At 71.3% G+C, this 16,063-nt stretch carries 12 protein-coding genes; 2 read left to right on the forward strand and 10 right to left on the reverse strand.

What is annotated here, in order from left to right:
- Positions 1–38: 38 nt before the first annotated feature.
- The 4 genes from O7624_RS01540 to O7624_RS01555 all read right to left on the reverse strand — a co-directional run bounded on the left by O7624_RS01540 (position 39) and on the right by O7624_RS01555 (position 5,564).
- Positions 39–1,160: an acyl-CoA dehydrogenase family protein gene (locus tag O7624_RS01540; protein ID WP_282238609.1), complete on the reverse strand. Its 1,122-nt coding sequence runs from the start codon at positions 1,158–1,160 to the stop codon at positions 39–41.
- Positions 1,157–2,314, reverse strand: coding sequence for an acyl-CoA dehydrogenase family protein (locus O7624_RS01545; protein ID WP_282238610.1), 1,158 nt, complete (start codon positions 2,312–2,314; stop codon positions 1,157–1,159). Before O7624_RS01545 ends, O7624_RS01540 begins: the two co-directional genes overlap by 4 nt.
- 116 nt (positions 2,315–2,430) lie before the next feature.
- The gene (locus tag O7624_RS01550) at positions 2,431–3,261 is read right to left on the reverse strand and encodes an alpha/beta hydrolase (protein ID WP_093402464.1); all 831 of its coding nucleotides are present in this window, start codon (positions 3,259–3,261) and stop codon (positions 2,431–2,433) included.
- Positions 3,262–3,455: 194 nt separating this feature from the next.
- Positions 3,456–5,564: a cellulose binding domain-containing protein gene (locus O7624_RS01555; RefSeq protein WP_282238611.1), complete on the reverse strand. Its 2,109-nt coding sequence runs from the start codon at positions 5,562–5,564 to the stop codon at positions 3,456–3,458.
- Positions 5,565–5,887: 323 nt separating this feature from the next.
- Here O7624_RS01555 and O7624_RS01560 point away from each other — a divergent pair, with 323 nt between their 5' ends.
- The gene (locus O7624_RS01560; RefSeq protein WP_282238612.1) at positions 5,888–6,970 is read left to right on the forward strand and encodes a glycoside hydrolase family 19 protein; all 1,083 of its coding nucleotides are present in this window, start codon (positions 5,888–5,890) and stop codon (positions 6,968–6,970) included.
- 46 nt (positions 6,971–7,016) lie between these two features.
- On the opposite strand, the gene O7624_RS01565 is transcribed toward O7624_RS01560, so the two are convergent.
- From O7624_RS01565 to O7624_RS01590, 6 genes are all read right to left on the reverse strand, one after another.
- Positions 7,017–8,645 (reverse strand): isovaleryl-CoA dehydrogenase, encoded by a 1,629-nt coding sequence (locus O7624_RS01565; protein WP_282238613.1) that lies wholly within the window; start codon positions 8,643–8,645, stop codon positions 7,017–7,019.
- On the reverse strand, positions 8,642–8,809 hold the full coding sequence (locus tag O7624_RS01570; protein WP_282238614.1) for a hypothetical protein: 168 nt from the start codon (positions 8,807–8,809) through the stop codon (positions 8,642–8,644). The genes O7624_RS01565 and O7624_RS01570 overlap by 4 nt, the downstream gene beginning before the upstream one ends.
- Positions 8,770–9,240, reverse strand: a complete 471-nt coding sequence (locus O7624_RS01575) for a TetR/AcrR family transcriptional regulator (RefSeq protein ID WP_282238615.1) — start codon at positions 9,238–9,240, stop codon at positions 8,770–8,772. The genes O7624_RS01570 and O7624_RS01575 overlap by 40 nt, the downstream gene beginning before the upstream one ends.
- 102 nt (positions 9,241–9,342) lie before the next feature.
- Positions 9,343–10,647 carry a M48 family metalloprotease gene (locus O7624_RS01580; protein ID WP_282238616.1) on the reverse strand — a complete coding sequence of 435 codons (1,305 nt, stop codon included), beginning with the start codon at positions 10,645–10,647 and terminating at the stop codon, positions 9,343–9,345.
- Between the two features lie 81 nt (positions 10,648–10,728).
- Positions 10,729–11,610 (reverse strand): helix-turn-helix domain-containing GNAT family N-acetyltransferase, encoded by an 882-nt coding sequence (locus tag O7624_RS01585; RefSeq protein WP_282238617.1) that lies wholly within the window; start codon positions 11,608–11,610, stop codon positions 10,729–10,731.
- A 15-nt stretch (positions 11,611–11,625) separates the two neighbouring features.
- A complete protein-coding gene (locus O7624_RS01590) occupies positions 11,626–12,957 on the reverse strand; it encodes an MFS transporter (protein WP_282238618.1) in 1,332 nt (443 codons plus the stop codon).
- Between the two features lie 333 nt (positions 12,958–13,290).
- Here O7624_RS01590 and O7624_RS01595 point away from each other — a divergent pair, with 333 nt between their 5' ends.
- On the forward strand, positions 13,291–16,035 hold the full coding sequence (locus O7624_RS01595; RefSeq protein WP_282238619.1) for a beta-L-arabinofuranosidase domain-containing protein: 2,745 nt from the start codon (positions 13,291–13,293) through the stop codon (positions 16,033–16,035).
- The last annotated feature ends 28 nt before the right edge of the window (positions 16,036–16,063 follow it).

Raw genomic sequence — 16,063 nt, forward strand, 5'->3', positions numbered from 1 at the left:
TTCTCGCGTGTTTCGTCAACACCCTCGATGCCTGGTTGTTACCTGTCGGTACTGCGACTCGTGACGCCCTCGGCGGCGCCCGGCCCGGGCAGGTCGACCAGCCGGGCCAGGGCGGCCCGGTGCCGGTCGGCGGTGCCGAAGGCGATCGCGGCGCTCTTGGCCCGCTTGAGATAGAGATGGGCCGGGTGCTCCCAGGTGAAGCCCAGCCCACCGTGCAACTGGACGCAGACCTCCGCCGCCCGGACCGCCACCGGGCCGCAGTACGCCTGCGCCAACGCGGCGGCCAACGACGCCTCGGAACCGGCGGCGTTGGCGGCCGCGTACCGGGCCACCGCCCGAGCCTCGGTCAGCTCCACCCAGAGGTCGGCCAGCCGGTGCTTGACCGCCTGGAACGAGCCGACCGGTCGGCCGAACTGTCGACGCTGCCGCACGTAGTCCACCGTCGTGTCCAGACACCACTGCGCCACCCCGACCTGTTCGGAGGCGAGCAGCGCCGCACCCGCGGTGAGCGCCGCCCGCACCGCCGTCGCGGCCACCTCGCCCGCCGCGACCCGGCGGGCGGGCGCGGCGGTGAACTCGATGTCGACGAGCGGTCGGGTGGCATCCAGCGACACCACGGGAGTCGTCCGCACCGCCGGATCGGCGGCGTCCACCGCGTACAGTCCGTCGCCGGTCGGGACCAGCAGCAGGCCAGGCGGCGCGGTGTCGGCGACGCCGGCCACCCGGCCGGAAAGCGTCGGCCCGGGGCCGGCGGTGACCGCGCCGGGAGCCGCGTCGGGCGCGGTGGCGAGACCGACGGCCAGCGCCACGTCGCGTTCGGCGGCCGCGACCTGACGCAGCAGCGTGGACTCGCCGCAGGCGAGCAGTGCCCGGGTGGCCACGACGGTGCCCAGGAAAGGCACCGGCGCGACCGCTCGGCCCAGTTCCTCCAGCACCACCGCGACCTCGCGGAACCCGGCCCCGGCGCCACCGTGCTCGGCCGGCACCACCAGGCCGGTCACCCCGGTCTGGTCGACCAGCCGACGCCACAGCTCCGCGTCGTACGGCGCATCGGCGTCCACGGCGGCGAGGATGCGCTGCCACGGCGCGTGCGTGGTCAGCAGGGCGCGTACGCTGCCGCGCAGCGCCTCCTCGTCGGAGTCGTAGAGCAGGTCGGTCATCGGTCCACCCGGGGCTCGGCGGGCAGCCCGAGCACCCGCTCGGCGATGATGGTGCGCAGGATCTCCGACGTGCCGCCCTCGATGGAGTTGCCCCGGGCGCGTAGATATCGATAGGTGGCGGTGCGGCCGAGCAGGTCCGGGGCCACCGGCCGACGCATCGTCCAGTCGTCGTGCCGCAGCCCCTCGGCGCCGCGCAACTCGACCTCCAGCCCGCTGATCCGCTGGCTCAGCTCGGCGAAGGAGAGCTTCACCGCCGAACCCTCGGGGCCGGGTTGGCCGGCGGCGACCAGCTGGCGCAGACGCAGCGCGGCCAGCCGGGCGGCTTCGGCGCGCACCCACGCGTGCAGCACCTCCTCGTGCAGGCCACCGGTGCGCAGGTCCGGTCGCTCCCGCCACAGCCGGGCCAGCACCCCGACCATCCCGCCCTCCCGGGGCAGCGGCCGGCCGCCGATGGCGACCCGTTCGTTCATCAGGGTGGTGCGGGCGATCCGCCAACCGTGTCCGACCTCGCCGATGCGGTGGGTGTCGGGTATCCGGACACCGGTCAGGAACACCTCGTTGAACTCTGCCTCACCGGTGGCCTGCCGTAGTGGCCGCACCTGCACCCCCGGCGCCGCCATGTCACAGACGAAGTAGGTGAGGCCGTGATGCTTCGGTGCGGCGGGGTCGGTGCGGGCCAGCAGGATCGCCCAGCGCGCCTCGTGGGCCAGCGACGTCCACACCTTCTGCCCGTCGACCACCCAGCCGTCGCCGTCGGGCACCGCCCGGGTACGCAGGCTCGCCAGGTCGGAGCCGGCATCGGGCTCGCTGAACAGCTGGCACCACACCTCCTCGCCGGTCCACAACGGTCGCAGCCAGCGCCGGCACTGGGCCTCACTTGCGTGCCGTAGCAGGGTGGGCGCGGCCATGCCGAGCCCGATGCTGTTGCGCCGGGGCTGGTTGTCCGGCGCACCGGCCGCGGCGAAGGCGTCGTCCACCACCGCCTGGAGATGCGGCGGTGCGCCCAGGCCTCCGCGACCCGGCGGATGATGCACCCAGGCCAGTCCGGCGTCGAAGCGAGCGCGCAGGAAGCCGGTGCGGTCACCGCTCGGATCGTGCCTCCGCAGGAACGCGGCGACCAGCCCGCGCAGCCCGTCGGCCGTGTGGTCGGACACTCGCCACCTCCAATATTTTTGCACTGCTGATGCAATATAAGGCCGCCGGTCCACGGGACGGAAGACCGGCGGCCGGACGGCCGGGGCGGACGCGACGCGACCGCCCCGGACCGACCTCAGTGCGGGCAGGTGTCGCGGTACTCCTCGATCGCCAGGCCGCTCGGCCCCGGGCAGAGGAACTGCTCGTACCGGGTGTCGTCGTCCACGAACCGCTTGAGCCAGGCCACCATCTGCTTGGCGGTGGGGGTGTTTACCGTGTTGGGGAAGAAGTGACCTTCGCCGTTGAGTTCGAGGTACGCCTTCTCCGCCGAGGCCGGGATGCTGTTGTAGAACGGCTCGGAGTGCGACGAGACCGAGGCCACGGTGTCGTACTCGCCGCCGACGATCAGCGTCGGCACCCGCAGGTTGGACCAGTTCTTGGTCAGGTTCCACGGCGCCAGCGGCACGGCGGCCTGCAACGACGGCCGGCTCGCCGCAGCCTCCAGGCTGCCGCCACCACCCATCGAATGCCCGGCCACGGCCAGCCGACTGGCGTCGATCCGGCCGCGCACCGAACTGCGCTCGGTCAGGTAGTCCAGCGCGGCCAACAACTGCCGACCCCGGCTGCTCGGCTGGTCGAACCGGGTGATCGTGTCGATGCCGATGACCACGAAGCCGTGCGAGGCGATCCGCGGGCCGAGCCAGTCCAGGCTCGACCAGGAGGCGGTGTAGCCGGGCGAGATGGCCACCGCGCCGAAGGTGCCCGCCGTGGTGGTGGTCGGGTAGTAGATGACGCCGCCGCCGAAGCCGCTGACCAGCGAGGAGACGCTCGTCGACGAGGTGGCGAACGGGCCGCGGCTGGCCTCCAGGATGGCGTTTGTCGGTGCCGGTCCCCGCTCGTACGGGTTGGCGGCCTGGACTGGGGACGAGGCGGCGACGACGCCACCGGTGGCCACGACGGCGGCCATCGCCAGCCGGGCCAGGAGGGAGAGGGAACGGGGACGGGTGGTGGTGGTAGATCGCACGTCGGATACTCCCTTGGGTTGGAGTTGTATCGACTGCGATCAGTGTTTGGGGCGTCCCACCAGCCCCGCATCGGCAAAATCACCAGTCCCGGCGTCGTCGGTGGAGCGCGATGCCGCCACCGACGACGCCGGCGGCCTCACAGCACGGCGCAGAGGGTGCCGTTGAGCCGGAAGGCGGTAGGTGTCACGTTCGGCCCGCTGTACTCCCCGACGAAGCCGGCGCTCGTGCCACCCCCGGCGGGTATCCGACGGTTGTCGTCGGTGCTGGTGACCCGGACGGTGGTGTCGACCTGCTCCCAGTTCGCGCTCCAGCCGCTGCCCACCCGCTGCCACGTCGTCGGCCAGGTCCAGGTCAGCGTCCAGCCGTCGATCTCGGTGTCGGTGTTGTTGACGATGTCGACGTTCGCCACGTAACCGTTGCCCCAGTCCGTGGTGCGGGTGAAGCGGACGCCGCAGCTGCTGGTGGCCGGGGCGCCGGTGGTGAAGGTCAGCGGCGGCGACGCCCACGAGACCCGGCCGGCGGTGTCCCGGGTCAGCACGTTGACCGTGTACCTGCGCCCGGGGACGAGGTTGTCGACGGTCAGCGAGGTGCCCGAGGTCTCGCCGAGTTGCTCGCTGACCGCGCCGTACTGCCGGTGCACCTCGTACTTCGCGATCGGGCTCGCGCCCCGGGTCGCCGCCGGCCAGGAGATCGTCGCGGTCCGGTCGGTGACCTCGGTGGCCGTGGGCTGCCCCGGTGCGCCGGGGTGCCCGGTGGCCGGAGCGGCTGACTGCACCACGAGCGTGGTCAGCGAGTACGGCGGCAGGGTCCGGCTGGTCGCGCTGCCGGACCGGCTGGTGGTGATGGCGGTGGCGCCGTTGGTGTGGGTGTGCACCGTCGGCTCCCCACTCGACGGGGCGAAGCCGGCGTAGTCGATGGTCACCTCGTGGGCGTTGTCCGGATCCCGGTTCACCAGCAGCACCGCGACCTCGCCGTTGGCCCGGCGTACCGCGTGTGCGGCCACCAGCGGGTCGTCGCTGGCCGCCCGGATGAACTGGTCGCCGGTGCGGGCGAAGCGGCTCATCATCGACAGCCCGTGGTATGCGGCGAAGGGGGTGTTCAACGGCGGCTCGCAGACCGATCCGTCCGAGGTGCAGGTGCCGCTGGAGAGCATGCCGAAGTCGCCGTAGTCGGTCTGCCCGGCCACTGTCGACACCTGCCCGATGCCGTTGCGCACGTTCCACCAGTGGACGGTGAACACACCGTTGGCCAACAGCCCGCTGTACGCGTCGGCGAGGAACAGCGCGGCCGGCTGGCTGGTCATGCCCTGGGAGGTGACGTTCACCTCGGTGAGGCTGATGCCGATGCGACCGGCGTCCGGGCCGGCGTACCTGGTGATCTGCTCCCGGAGCAGGTGGACCGCGTCGGTGATGTGGCTGGTCCGGGGCAGCGATTCGGCGGCGCTGCCGCCCGGGTACCAGTGCACGTCGACGAAGTCGATCTTCTGGCTGGCGATGTCCAGCACGGTCTGGTTCCACGGTCCCGGATCGTCACCAGCGGTCAGCCCGTCGGGCCAGTTCGCCGGCATGGTGAGCACCGCGCCGACCTTGATGCTCGGGTCCACGGCCTTCATCGCGTCCGCGTACTCGACCACCAGGTTCGCGTAGTAGGTGGCGCTCTTGTCGGGGTGGTGGTCGGCCTCCCACGCCGATCCGTAGTGGCCGTTCCCGTAGTTCTCGTTGCCGACCGTCCAGTACCGGGCGTCGTAGCCCTTCGTCACGTTCGCGTACCGGACCCACTCGGCCGCTTCCTCCGGGGTGCCGGTGCCGTAGTTCGCGATGATCATCGGCTGGGCGCCGGCCCGCCGTACGCCGGCCATGAAGGTGTCGAAGTCGGTGCCGGGAGCGACGTAGCCGCCGGGCGCGGTGTGGTCCTCCCAGTGGTAGATGTCGGCGTAGGAGCCGCCGGGATAACGCATCATCTGCACACCGGCCGTCCGCAGCAGGTCCGACGTCTCGGTGCTGCCCAGCTGCGAGTCCCAGATGGCGTGGTTGACGCCGAGCGCGGTGTCGGGCACGGTGGCCAGCCCGGCCCGGGCATTCACTGTGATCGTCGCCGGCGTGCTCGCCGCGACGGCGTTCGGTTGGTCGATCCCGACCAGTGCCGTGCCGAGCAGCAGGCCGACCGCGAGGAGGGACTGCGCGCGTCGGACGGATGGTCGAGGTCGGGCCAGGTGTCGAACCCCGTGCCGGTCCGAGATTTTCATGATCTTCCTTCGTTGGTCACGCGGAGATCCATCGGCCCCGGGCCCGACGTACCGGACCCGGGGCCGATGGGTCGGAGACGAATCCGTCTTCGGCCGTCGTCCCCCGGAACCGTGGCGGCCCCGGTTGCCCATCGGGCGACGGTCACTCACACGCGCGACAACGCATCGGCGTCCAAGAATCCCACAGCAATCGGTCCGGCTCAACGCCCGGTTCACTGCTCGGAACTAATAGTAAGGTTTATGAACAGTGGGTGTTACCATCACAGTCGTCGATGACCGTTCCGGCTCTCGACGTACCACTCCCCCCGGAAAGGAGTGATCGCATGTCGAGATTGCGCGCCCTGGCCGCGCTCGCGGCACTGACGCTCACCGGCGCGCTGCTGGCGGTCATCCCGTCGACCGCCGCCTCCGCCGCCGCCTGTGCCACCCCGTGGCAGTCCGCCGCGGTCTACACCTCGGGCATGCAGGTCTCCCACAACGGCCGCAACTACCAGGCGAAGTGGTGGACGCAGAGCGAGGCCCCGCCCGGCACCACCGGAGTCTGGCAGGATCTCGGCGCCTGCGGCGGCAGCACCCCGCCGCCCCCGGGCGGCACCTGCAACCATCCCAACTGGATCGCCGGCACCTGGTACCCGGCCGGCAGCATCGTGCGGTACACCAACGGCCAGTACTACATCGCCGAGCACGACAATCCCGGCTACGACCCGATCATCAGCACCTGGTACTGGAACCCGTACACCTGCTCGGGCACGCCGCCCACCAGCAGCCCGCCGCCGACCAACCCGGGTGGCTTCGTGGTCAGCGAGGCCCAGTTCCGTCAGATGTTCCCGAACCGGAACTCCTTCTACACGTACTCCGGGCTGATCAATGCGCTGAGCGCCTACCCGGCGTTCGCGCGCACCGGTAGTGCCACCGTGCAGCGACAGGAGGCGGCGGCCTTCCTGGCGAACGTCTACCACGAGACCGGCGGCCTGGTGCACATCGTGGAGCAGAACACCGCCAACTACCCGCACTACTGCGACAGCAGCCAGCCGTACGGGTGCCCGGCTGGCCAGGCCGCCTACTACGGGCGGGGGCCGATCCAACTGAGCTGGAACTTCAACTACAACGCGGCCGGGGCCGCCCTCGGGCTGCCGCTGCTGACCAACCCGTGGCTGGTGCAGAACGACGCCGCCGTGGCCTGGAAGACCGCCATCTGGTACTGGATGACGCAGCACGGGCCCGGCACGATGACCGCGCACAACGCGATGGTCACCGGGGCCGGCTTCGGGCAGACCATCCGCAGCATCAACGGCTCGATCGAGTGCAACGGCGGCAACCCCGCCCAGGTGCAGAGTCGGGTCACCCGGTACCAGCAGTTCGTGGGCATCCTCGGGGTGCCCGCCGGAGCGAACCTCTACTGCTGATCCCCCGGCTCCGGCGTCGCCGCCCACCGCGGCGGCGCCGGACCGGTCAGCCCACCTTCGGGGTGGCCCGGTCGATGATCGCGGCGAAGTCGACGCCGGCCGGCAACGTGCCGTAGGCATGCCCCCGGTCGCCACCGAGCCGGGACGCGCAGAAGGCGTCGGCGACCGCCGGGTGACCGTGACGCACCAACAGCGCCCCCTGCAACACCAGCGCCAGTTGTTCGACCACCCGGCGGGCACGTACCTCCAGATCGGCCGGATCGGCCAGGGCCGCCCGCACCTGGCGGACCGCGGCGTCGAGCCGGGCGTCAGCGCCCGCGGCGGCGTCCACCTCCGACTGGAACGCCGCCAGCACCTCGGGCTGGCCGGCCAGCGCCCGCAGCACGTCCAGCGCGGCGACGTTCCCCGAGCCCTCCCAGATGGAGTTCAGCGGCGATTCGCGGAACAGCCGCGGCATCCCGGACTCCTCCACGTAGCCGTTGCCGCCCAGGCACTCCAGGGCCTCCGCGGCGTGACCGGGCCACCGCTTGCAGACCCAGTACTTGCCCACGGCGAGGGCGATCCGCTTGAACGCCGTCTCGGCCGCGTCGCCACGTGCCGAACGGTCGGTCGCCCCGGCCAGGCGCATCATCAGCACCGTGGCGGCCTCGGACTCCACCGCCAGGTCGGCCAGGACGTTGCGCATCAGCGGCTGATCCACGAGGTACCGACCGAACGCCCGCCGGTGCGCGGCGTGATGGGTGGCGGTGACGACCCCGTGGCGCATGCCGGAGGCCGCACCGATCACGCAGTCCAACCGGGTCAGGTTCACCATGTCGATGATGGTGCGGACGCCCCGGCCCTCGTCGCCGACCCGCCAGGCCACCGCCTCGTCGTACTCCACCTCGGCGGAGGCGTTGGAGCGGTTGCCGAGCTTGTCCTTCAGCCGCATCAGCCGCATCGGGTTCCGGACGCCGTCGGGAAGCACCCGCGAAACCAGGAAACAGGTGAGACCGCCCGGCGCCTGGGCGAGGGTGAGGAAGAGGTCGCACATCGGCGCCGAGGTGAACCACTTGTGCCCGACCAGCCGGTAGCTGCCATCGGGCGTCGGGCGGGCCGTCGTGGTGTTCGCCCGGACGTCCGACCCGCCCTGCTTCTCGGTCATCGACATGCCCGCGAGCAGCCCCTGCTTGCGCTGCGGTTCACGTAGCCCGAAATCGTAACTGCGGGCGGTGAGCAGCGGTTCGTAGCGAGCGGCCAGGTCGGGGGCGTGCCGCAGCGCCGGTACCGCCGCGTACGTCATCGAGATCGGGCAACCATGGCCGGCGTCGGGTCGCCAGACGTGGAACTTCGCCGCCCGGGCGACATGCGCGCCGGGTCGCTCGTCGGCCCAGGGAGCGGCGTGCAGGCCGTGCGCCACGGCGGTACGCATCAACTCGTGCCAGGAGGGGTGGAACTCCACCTCGTCGACCCGGTGTCCGTACCGGTCGTGGGTACGCAGCACCGGCGGATGTTCGTTGGCCAGCCGGCCGTGCTCGACCGCCTGTTCGGTGCCGGCCAGCCGGCCGAGTTCGTGCACCTCGGCCGTGGCCCAGTCGGCCCCCTCCCGGGCCAGCGCGTCGAGCAGCGCGGGCTCGTCGGCCGTGTCGTGGCTGACCAGCGGCGGCACCTGATTGAACACCTCGTGTGTGCTCACGACGGAACTCCCAACGCGCGGTGGATGAAGGTGATCAGGCCGCCGACGGTGTCCGGGCCGGCGACACCGGCGGCCAGCGGGCCCACCATCGCCTCAGCCAGCGCGCCGACCACTGCGGTGGACGTCAGCTCGGGATTCTGCGCCGGCAGCTCACCGTCGGCCACCCGTCGGCGATGTAGCCGGCCAGCAGCGCCGCATGGGCACGCCGGAAGACCAGTCGCTGCGCCTCCACCGCCGGATCGACCGGCTCGGCGAGCAGGGCGTACGCCAGCCGTGGCGACCGTAGGGCCCGGCCGGCAAAGGTTTCGATGACCGCGCGGACCCGCGCCGCGGCCGTGCTCTCGGCCGCGGCGGCCCGGGTGACGGCGTCGATCTCGCGCTGGCTGGCGGAACGGAACACCTCGGCGACGAGGTCAGCCTTGGCGGGAAAGTGACGGTACACGCTGCCGGTCGCCACCCCGGCCCGCGCCGCGACGGCAGCGACCGAGCAGCCGGCATAGCCGTCATCGGCCAGGATGCCGATCGCGGCGGCCACGATGCGCTCCCGCGAGGCGGTCAGCCGCGCCTTCACCCGCTCCGTGCTCCGGTAGGCCACCAAAGGATTGAACCATCATTCATTTCTTGCCGGCAAGCACCCGACCGGCGACCAGTACCGCCGCCGGGACGTCCCCGCCGGGTGAGCCTCAGGCGGCCACGGTCACAGGTCGTACGCCTGCGCGAGTTGCTTGCGCAGCGCCTCGACGAACGGCCGCAACTCGGCATCGAGGTTGGCCGCCTCGTCCGGGGTCACCACGACCGAGGCGTCCCGGTGGGGCATTCCCGAGATCACCTGGTGCCGCCGGCCCGGCGCCGGATGGCTGGCGAGCAGTGACGCGTACTCGCGGATGGTGAGCTGACGCAGCATCGGCAGCCGCACTGCCTGCTCCGCACGGGTGGTGGCGATGGCCCGCCGCCACACATCCATCGCGACCCCCGGCGTTGGATGCGCGGTGACGAGAGGCGACAGCAGAGGCGACAACGCCAAGACGTCGATCATGCTGAGAGCCGCGGTGCTGCCCGCCGCACTCGCCGCCATCGCGTCGGCTCGCACCTCCGCTCGACGCCCCTCCCGGGCATCGAGCGTGTTCATCGCGAGGTGTACGGCGAACAGCAGCCAGCTGACGGCACCTCCGACCAACTGCCAGAGTGTGTAGAAGAGGGCGTAGATACCCGCCACGTCCCTGTCGTGCGCGTCTCCGTGTGGCGGCCGGGTCGCGGTCGCGAGCATGCCGAAGAAGGTCCGGGCCGGCTGCGTGAGGAGACGACGGCGCGAGTCGGCCCAGCGGAAGTGTCCGAGTTCGTGACCGATCAGTGCCACCATCTCCTGCGGCGACAGGCCCACGAGCAGCGGTACACCGAGCAGCAGTACTCGGGTCCTGCGCACCCCGACGACTGCCGCCGCCGCGTTCCACTCGTCGTTGAGCACTATGAGGTCGGGCTTCGGTGCGCCGACAGAGTCGCCGACCCGTTCGACCAGACGGTGCAGCGCCGCCTGTCGCTGCGGAGTCAACCGGTAGGCGCCTTTGACCACCTGTCGGACGCTGCCCAGGCGGGGACGCAGCGCGTAGGCCACGGCGGCGAGCAGCAGCGGCAGAATCAACGGCCCCACGCCGTCGACAAGCAGCCACACGGCGGCGGCCAGCGCACCTAACGGAAGAAGCACCAGCGCGAACGAGACCAGCACGAGCAGCAGGAAGGCAGGCGTCAGCCAGGAGTGGGAAGCACCCAACTGCGTGGCCATGTGGGCCAGGCGGCGGTCCGCCCGGAACCCGGCACGACGATCGAGCCGTTCGAGAGACCGGCCGAGACGGCCGACGGCACTCGAAGCGGCGACGTCGAGGTTCCACTCACAACGTCCGCACCAGGGTGGCTGATCGACGACGGTCCGCAGCTCCGTGCTGGCGCAATCCGGGCAGGAGCCGACGCCGGGCTCGGACATGATGTGGTCACGCGCGATGGGCACCGCGACAGTGTGATCAACTGCTATGTCTCCGTCAACGGCTCACCATCGCCGGGCTTCGGCGGGTACCTGCCAGCGCGCGTTTCAGGTCAGCGGCTTGGCGAACCAGTGGTGGGCGTACGGGTTGTCGTTGTAGCGCGGGATCTCCTGGTAACCCTCGGCGCGGTAGAGCCGCATCGCCTCGGTGAGAGTGCGGTTGGTGTCGAGGCGGATGCTGGCCGCGCCGGCCGCCACGGCGTGCCGCTCCAACTCGCCCAGCAGGCGACGCCCGACGCCGAGCCCGCGCACCGAGGCCGACACCCAGAGGCGCTTGATCTCGGCGGGCTCGCCCGGGGACAGCCGCAGCCCACCACAGCCCACCGCCTCGGTCGAGAGGGTGGCGACCAGGAAGAGGCCGGCCGGAGGCACGTATTCCTGCTCGTCGGCGCCGCCCTGACCCACCTCGAAGCCGGAGTCGAACCGGGCGGCGAGTTCCCGCACGTACGCCCGCAGGCAGGCGCGGGCACGCGGCTCACCGGGATGGCAGGGTTCGATGGTGACAAGCGACGCCATCAACAGGCGCTCGACCTCGGCCATGGCGCTGGTGAGCCGGGCGCGTTGGCCGGCGGTGAGCGGTGCGAGGACGGACCAGGCCAGCTCGTCGGACCTGCCGTCCAGCAGGTGCCACTCGGCGCGGCCGGCGTCGGTGAGGCGGACGGTCCGCACCCGGCCGTCTCCCCCAGCGGGCCCCACCACGACGAGGCCCGCACCCTCCAGCGTCCGGAGCAGCCGGCTGAGGTAGCCGGCGTCGAGATCCAGCCGGGTACGCAGGGCCGCGACCTCGGCACCGTCGGGTCCGATCTCCCAGAGCAGCCGTGCTTGCGCCAGGGGCCGATCCCGAGCGAGATAGCTGTCGTCGAGCGCGCCGACGCGCTGGGTCACCGTGCGGTTGAAGCGCCGCACCACGTCCACGAGTGCACGATCCACGATTGCTGACTTTAGTCAGATATTCGAGTGACGAACAGTCGCCGGGGACGATGAGCCGCGCAGGGTCGGCGTGGCCAGGGCCGCCAGCCCGGTCACGGCGAGTACGCCCGCGCAGCCGAACAGCACCGCCGGGACGTCCACGATCTCGACGACGAGGCCGAACGCGTTGGCCGTCACCAACAACGGCAGGCTCTGCGCCAGCACCAGCACGGACTGCACCCGAGCCAGATGGGTGAGCGGCGTGGCGGCCAGGACCAGTGGACCGACGTGCGTGGCGAAGCAGCCGGCGCCGGCACCGACGAGCACACCGGCCAGGACGGCCGGCAGCGGAGCGCGGGCGACCGCGAGCGCGACCACGCCAGCGGCGGCGACCAGCAGGCCGACGGCGGCCACCGCTGCGGGACGGGAGGACCCACCGCGCAGCAGAACCCCCAGCGCGATGGCGGCGGTGCCCAGCGCCATCGCCGCGACGACCGCGCCGGTGGCCGACGCCGACCAGTCCCGCTGCCGGGCCAGCAGGGGCACCAGCAGCGTGCCGACCGGCAGGAGGAACCCGGCCGCGACGCCGGTCACCAGCAGCGCCAGCCGCAGCACCGGCACCGACCAGGCGAGGCGCAGTCCGTCCAACCCGGCCGACACCGGCGACCGCCGGTGAGCCACCCCGGCGCCGGGCGGCCTGTGGCCTCGTCCGGTGTTCGGTGGCCGCCCGCCGTCCGACCCGGCGTCGGGCGGCCCCTCGCAGTCCGGCCCGGCGTCCTGCGGTTGCTCGGCGGCGGGTCGGACGACCAGCAGGACCGCGAGCATCGCCAGGAAGGTGGCGGTGTTGGTCAGGGCCGCCCCGGCGAGCCCGGTCATCCCGAGCAGCACGCCACCCAGCGGCGGGCCGCTGAACAGCGCGAACTGCCCGACGAGTTGCCGGGCCGACATCGCGCGGGCCAGCACCCCCGGCGGTACCAGCCGCCGTGGCATCGAGCCCGAACTCGGCAGCTGAAAGGCGTCCACGGTGCCGATCGCCAGCGCGGTGAGCAGCAGCGGCAGCCGCAGGTCGAGCGGCGACCACGCGACGGCGGCCAATGCCACGGTGACCACCACCATGGCCGCGTTCGAGGCGAGCAGGACGAGCCAGACGCCGAACCGGTCGGCCACCGCACCGCCCACCAACAGCAGCAACACCCGAGGCAGCACGATCGCGGTCGGTACCAGGGCGGCGAACCGAGCCCCCTGCCCGGCCGCCGACCAGGCCATCGCGAACGCCATCGCCTGTACGCCGACCAGACTCAGCGCGCTGCCGCCCAACCACACCCGGTACGCACCCGGCATCTTCGCCCGGCCCCCACTTGCCACCACCACGTGCCCCTGCCGTCGCCGCTCGCCCGACCGGTCTCGGCGAGGACGCCGGCCGGCTGCCCTCGGCACCCTCCGGCCTCGACCGGGTCGAGGGTCAATCCGGGTCGCCCCGCAGCCCCGTCAGCAACGTCTTGCGGTAGCCATATAGAGCCGCGTATGTTAGCGATAACATTGATGGGCTTGGCAAGGCCGCCACCGCAGCAAACGCGCCGGGTCCGATCGTTGCGCGCTGCGCGCCGCGCATCGACGTCATCGCACCACTCCTCGCCGCCCGGTCGGCCACCACTCCCGCCGGGTCGGGCGGCGTTCCCCCATGCCACCACGGAGGTCGTGATGCCCTACCCGTCCCTCAACCGTCGACACGTGCTCCGGGCCGCCGGCGCGGCCGCCGTCGCCGCCGCCGTCGGCCCCGCACTGGCCAACGGCACCGCCAGTGCGGGACTCCCCCCGGTACGCCCCGACCTCGGCGTCTCCGCGTACGCCTTCGAGCCGGGTCAGGTTCGGTTGACCGCCAGCCGTTGGCTGGACAACCAGAACCGCACGGTCAACTACCTGCGCTTCGTCGACGTCAACCGGCTGCTCTACAACTTCCGCGCCAACCACCGGCTCTCCACCGCCGGTGCCGCGGCCCTGGGCGGCTGGGAGGCCCCCAACTTCCCGTTCCGCACCCACTCGCAGGGGCACTTCCTGAGCGCCTGGTCGTACCTGTGGGCCGTGCTCGGCGACACCACCTGCCGGGACAAGGCCAACTACATGGTGGCCGAATTGGCCAAGTGCCAGGCCAACAACGGTGCCGCGGGCTTCAACACCGGCTACCTCAGCGGCTTTCCCGAGTCCGACTTCACCGCCGTGGAGAACCGCACGCTCAACAACGGCAACGTGCCGTACTACGCCATCCACAAGACCCTGGCCGGGCTGCTCGACGTGTGGCGGTACATCGGCAACAACCAGGCGCGCGACGTCCTACTGGCGTTCGCCGGCTGGGTGGACTGGCGCACCAGTCGACTGAGTTCGGCGCAGATGCAGGCGATGCTGGGCACCGAGTTCGGCGGGATGAACGCCGTGCTGACCGACCTGTACCAGCAGACCGGCGACGCCCGCTGGCTGACCGCCGCCCAGCGGTTCGACCACAATGCCGTGTTCAATCCCCTGGCGGCCAACTCCGACCAGCTCAACGGGCTGCACGCCAACACCCAGGTACCGAAGTGGATCGGCGCGGCCCGCGAGTTCAAGGCCACCGGCACCACCCGGTACCGGGACATCGCCAGCAACGCGTGGAACATGACGGTCAACGCCCACACCTATGTCATCGGCGGCAACAGCCAGGCGGAACACTTCCGGGCCCCGAACGCCATCGCCAGCTACCTGCGCAACGACACCTGCGAGGCGTGCAACACGTACAACATGCTCAAGCTGACCCGGGAGCTGTGGCTGCTGGACCCGAACCGGGTGGCGTACTTCGACTTCTACGAGCGGGCACTGCTCAACCACCTGATCGGAGCGCAGAACCCGGCCGACAACCACGGCCACATCACGTACTTCACCCCGTTGAACCCCGGCGGGCGGCGAGGTGTCGGACCGGCGTGGGGCGGCGGCACCTGGAGTACGGACTACAACTCCTTCTGGTGCTGCCAGGGCTCGCAACTGGAAACCAACACCACCCTGATGAACTCGATCTACTTCCACAACGACACCACGCTGACGGTGAACCTGTTCCTGCCCTCGGTGCTGAACTGGTCGCAGCGCGGCATCACGGTCACCCAGAGCACCACCTACCCGGTCAGCGACACCACGACCCTCACCGTGACCGGCGACGTCGGCGGGTCGTGGACCATGCGGATCCGCATTCCGGCGTGGACGCAGGGAGCGACGGTAAGCGTCAACGGCGCCGCGCAGAACATCAGCACCACCCCGGGCGCGTACGCGACCCTCACCCGATCCTGGGCCTCCGGCGACACGGTGACCGTACGGCTCCCGATGCGCGTGATCGTGCAGCCCGCCAACGACGATCCGAACGTGGTGGCACTCACCTACGGGCCCGCGGTGCTCTCCGGCAACTACGGCAACACCGCGCTCTCCGCCCTGCCCGCCCTGGCCACCACCTCGGTCAACCGGACCAGCACCTCGGCGTTGACCTTCACCGCCACCGCCAACGGCGCCACGGTCAACCTGGGCCCGTTCTACGACGCGCACGGGCACAACTACACCGTCTACTGGAACGCCAACGGCCAGTCCCCGGGCACCGGAACGGCGACGTTCCGGCTCGCCAACGCCGCCAGCGGCCTGGTGCTCGGCATCGAGAACATGTCCACCGCCGACGGGGCGCCGGCGTTGCAGTGGGGCGACAACGGCACCGCCGACCATGACTGGCAGCTGGTCGTCGACGGCAACGCGGTGAAGTTCCGCAACGCCAACAGTGCCAAGGTGCTCGGGGTGCAGAACATGTCGACCGCCGACAACGCGCAGGTCCTGCAATGGTCCGACACCGGCACGGCCGACCACCGGTGGACGATCGTGGACGTCGGCGACGGGTCACACAAGATCCGTAACGGGCACACCGGCAAGCTGCTCGCCACCCTCAACGGGTCCACCGCGCAGGGTGCCCGGGTCGTCCAGGATCCGGACAACGGCACGCCGGACAACCAGTGGCGGTTCGTGCCAAACGGTGCCCGCCGGATCCAGAACCTGGCCACCGGTCTCGTGCTGGGCGTGCAGAACATGTCCACCGCCGACGGCGGCCTGGTGATCCAGTGGGGCGACACCGGCACCGCCGACCACCTCTGGACCGCGATCGTGGACAGTGGCGGCTACCTGCGGCTGCGCAACTCCCACAGCGGCAAGGTGCTGGGGGTGGAGAACGGCAGCAGCGGCAACGGCGCCCGCGTGGTGCAGTGGGCCGACAACGGCGCGGCCAGCAACCGGTGGCGGCTGCGGTACGCCGCGAACGGCTACTTCCGGATCCAGTCCGCAAACGGCGGGCGGGTCCTCGGCGTCACCGGCGCCTCGTCCAGCCAGGGCACTCAGATCGTGATCTGGGACGACAACGGCGCGGGCGACCACCGTTGGCGTTTCATCTGAGCCTGACCGCTGTCACCGAGGCCGTCGG

The organism is Verrucosispora sp. WMMD1129 (assembly GCF_029581255.1).
GTDB classification, from domain to species: Bacteria; Actinomycetota; Actinomycetes; order Mycobacteriales; family Micromonosporaceae; genus Micromonospora; species Micromonospora sediminimaris.

Coding starts and splice junctions, on each gene's coding strand:
- O7624_RS01555 (WP_282238611.1), bottom strand. CDS start 5,564: ATGAAAATCTCGGACCGGCACGGGGTTCGACACCTGGCCCGACCTCGA.
- O7624_RS01550 (WP_093402464.1), bottom strand. CDS start 3,261: ATGGCCGCCGTCGTGGCCACCGGTGGCGTCGTCGCCGCCTCGTCCCCA.
- O7624_RS01595 (WP_282238619.1), top strand. CDS start 13,291: ATGCCCTACCCGTCCCTCAACCGTCGACACGTGCTCCGGGCCGCCGGC.
- O7624_RS01540 (WP_282238609.1), bottom strand. CDS start 1,160: ATGACCGACCTGCTCTACGACTCCGACGAGGAGGCGCTGCGCGGCAGC.
- O7624_RS01560 (WP_282238612.1), top strand. CDS start 5,888: ATGTCGAGATTGCGCGCCCTGGCCGCGCTCGCGGCACTGACGCTCACC.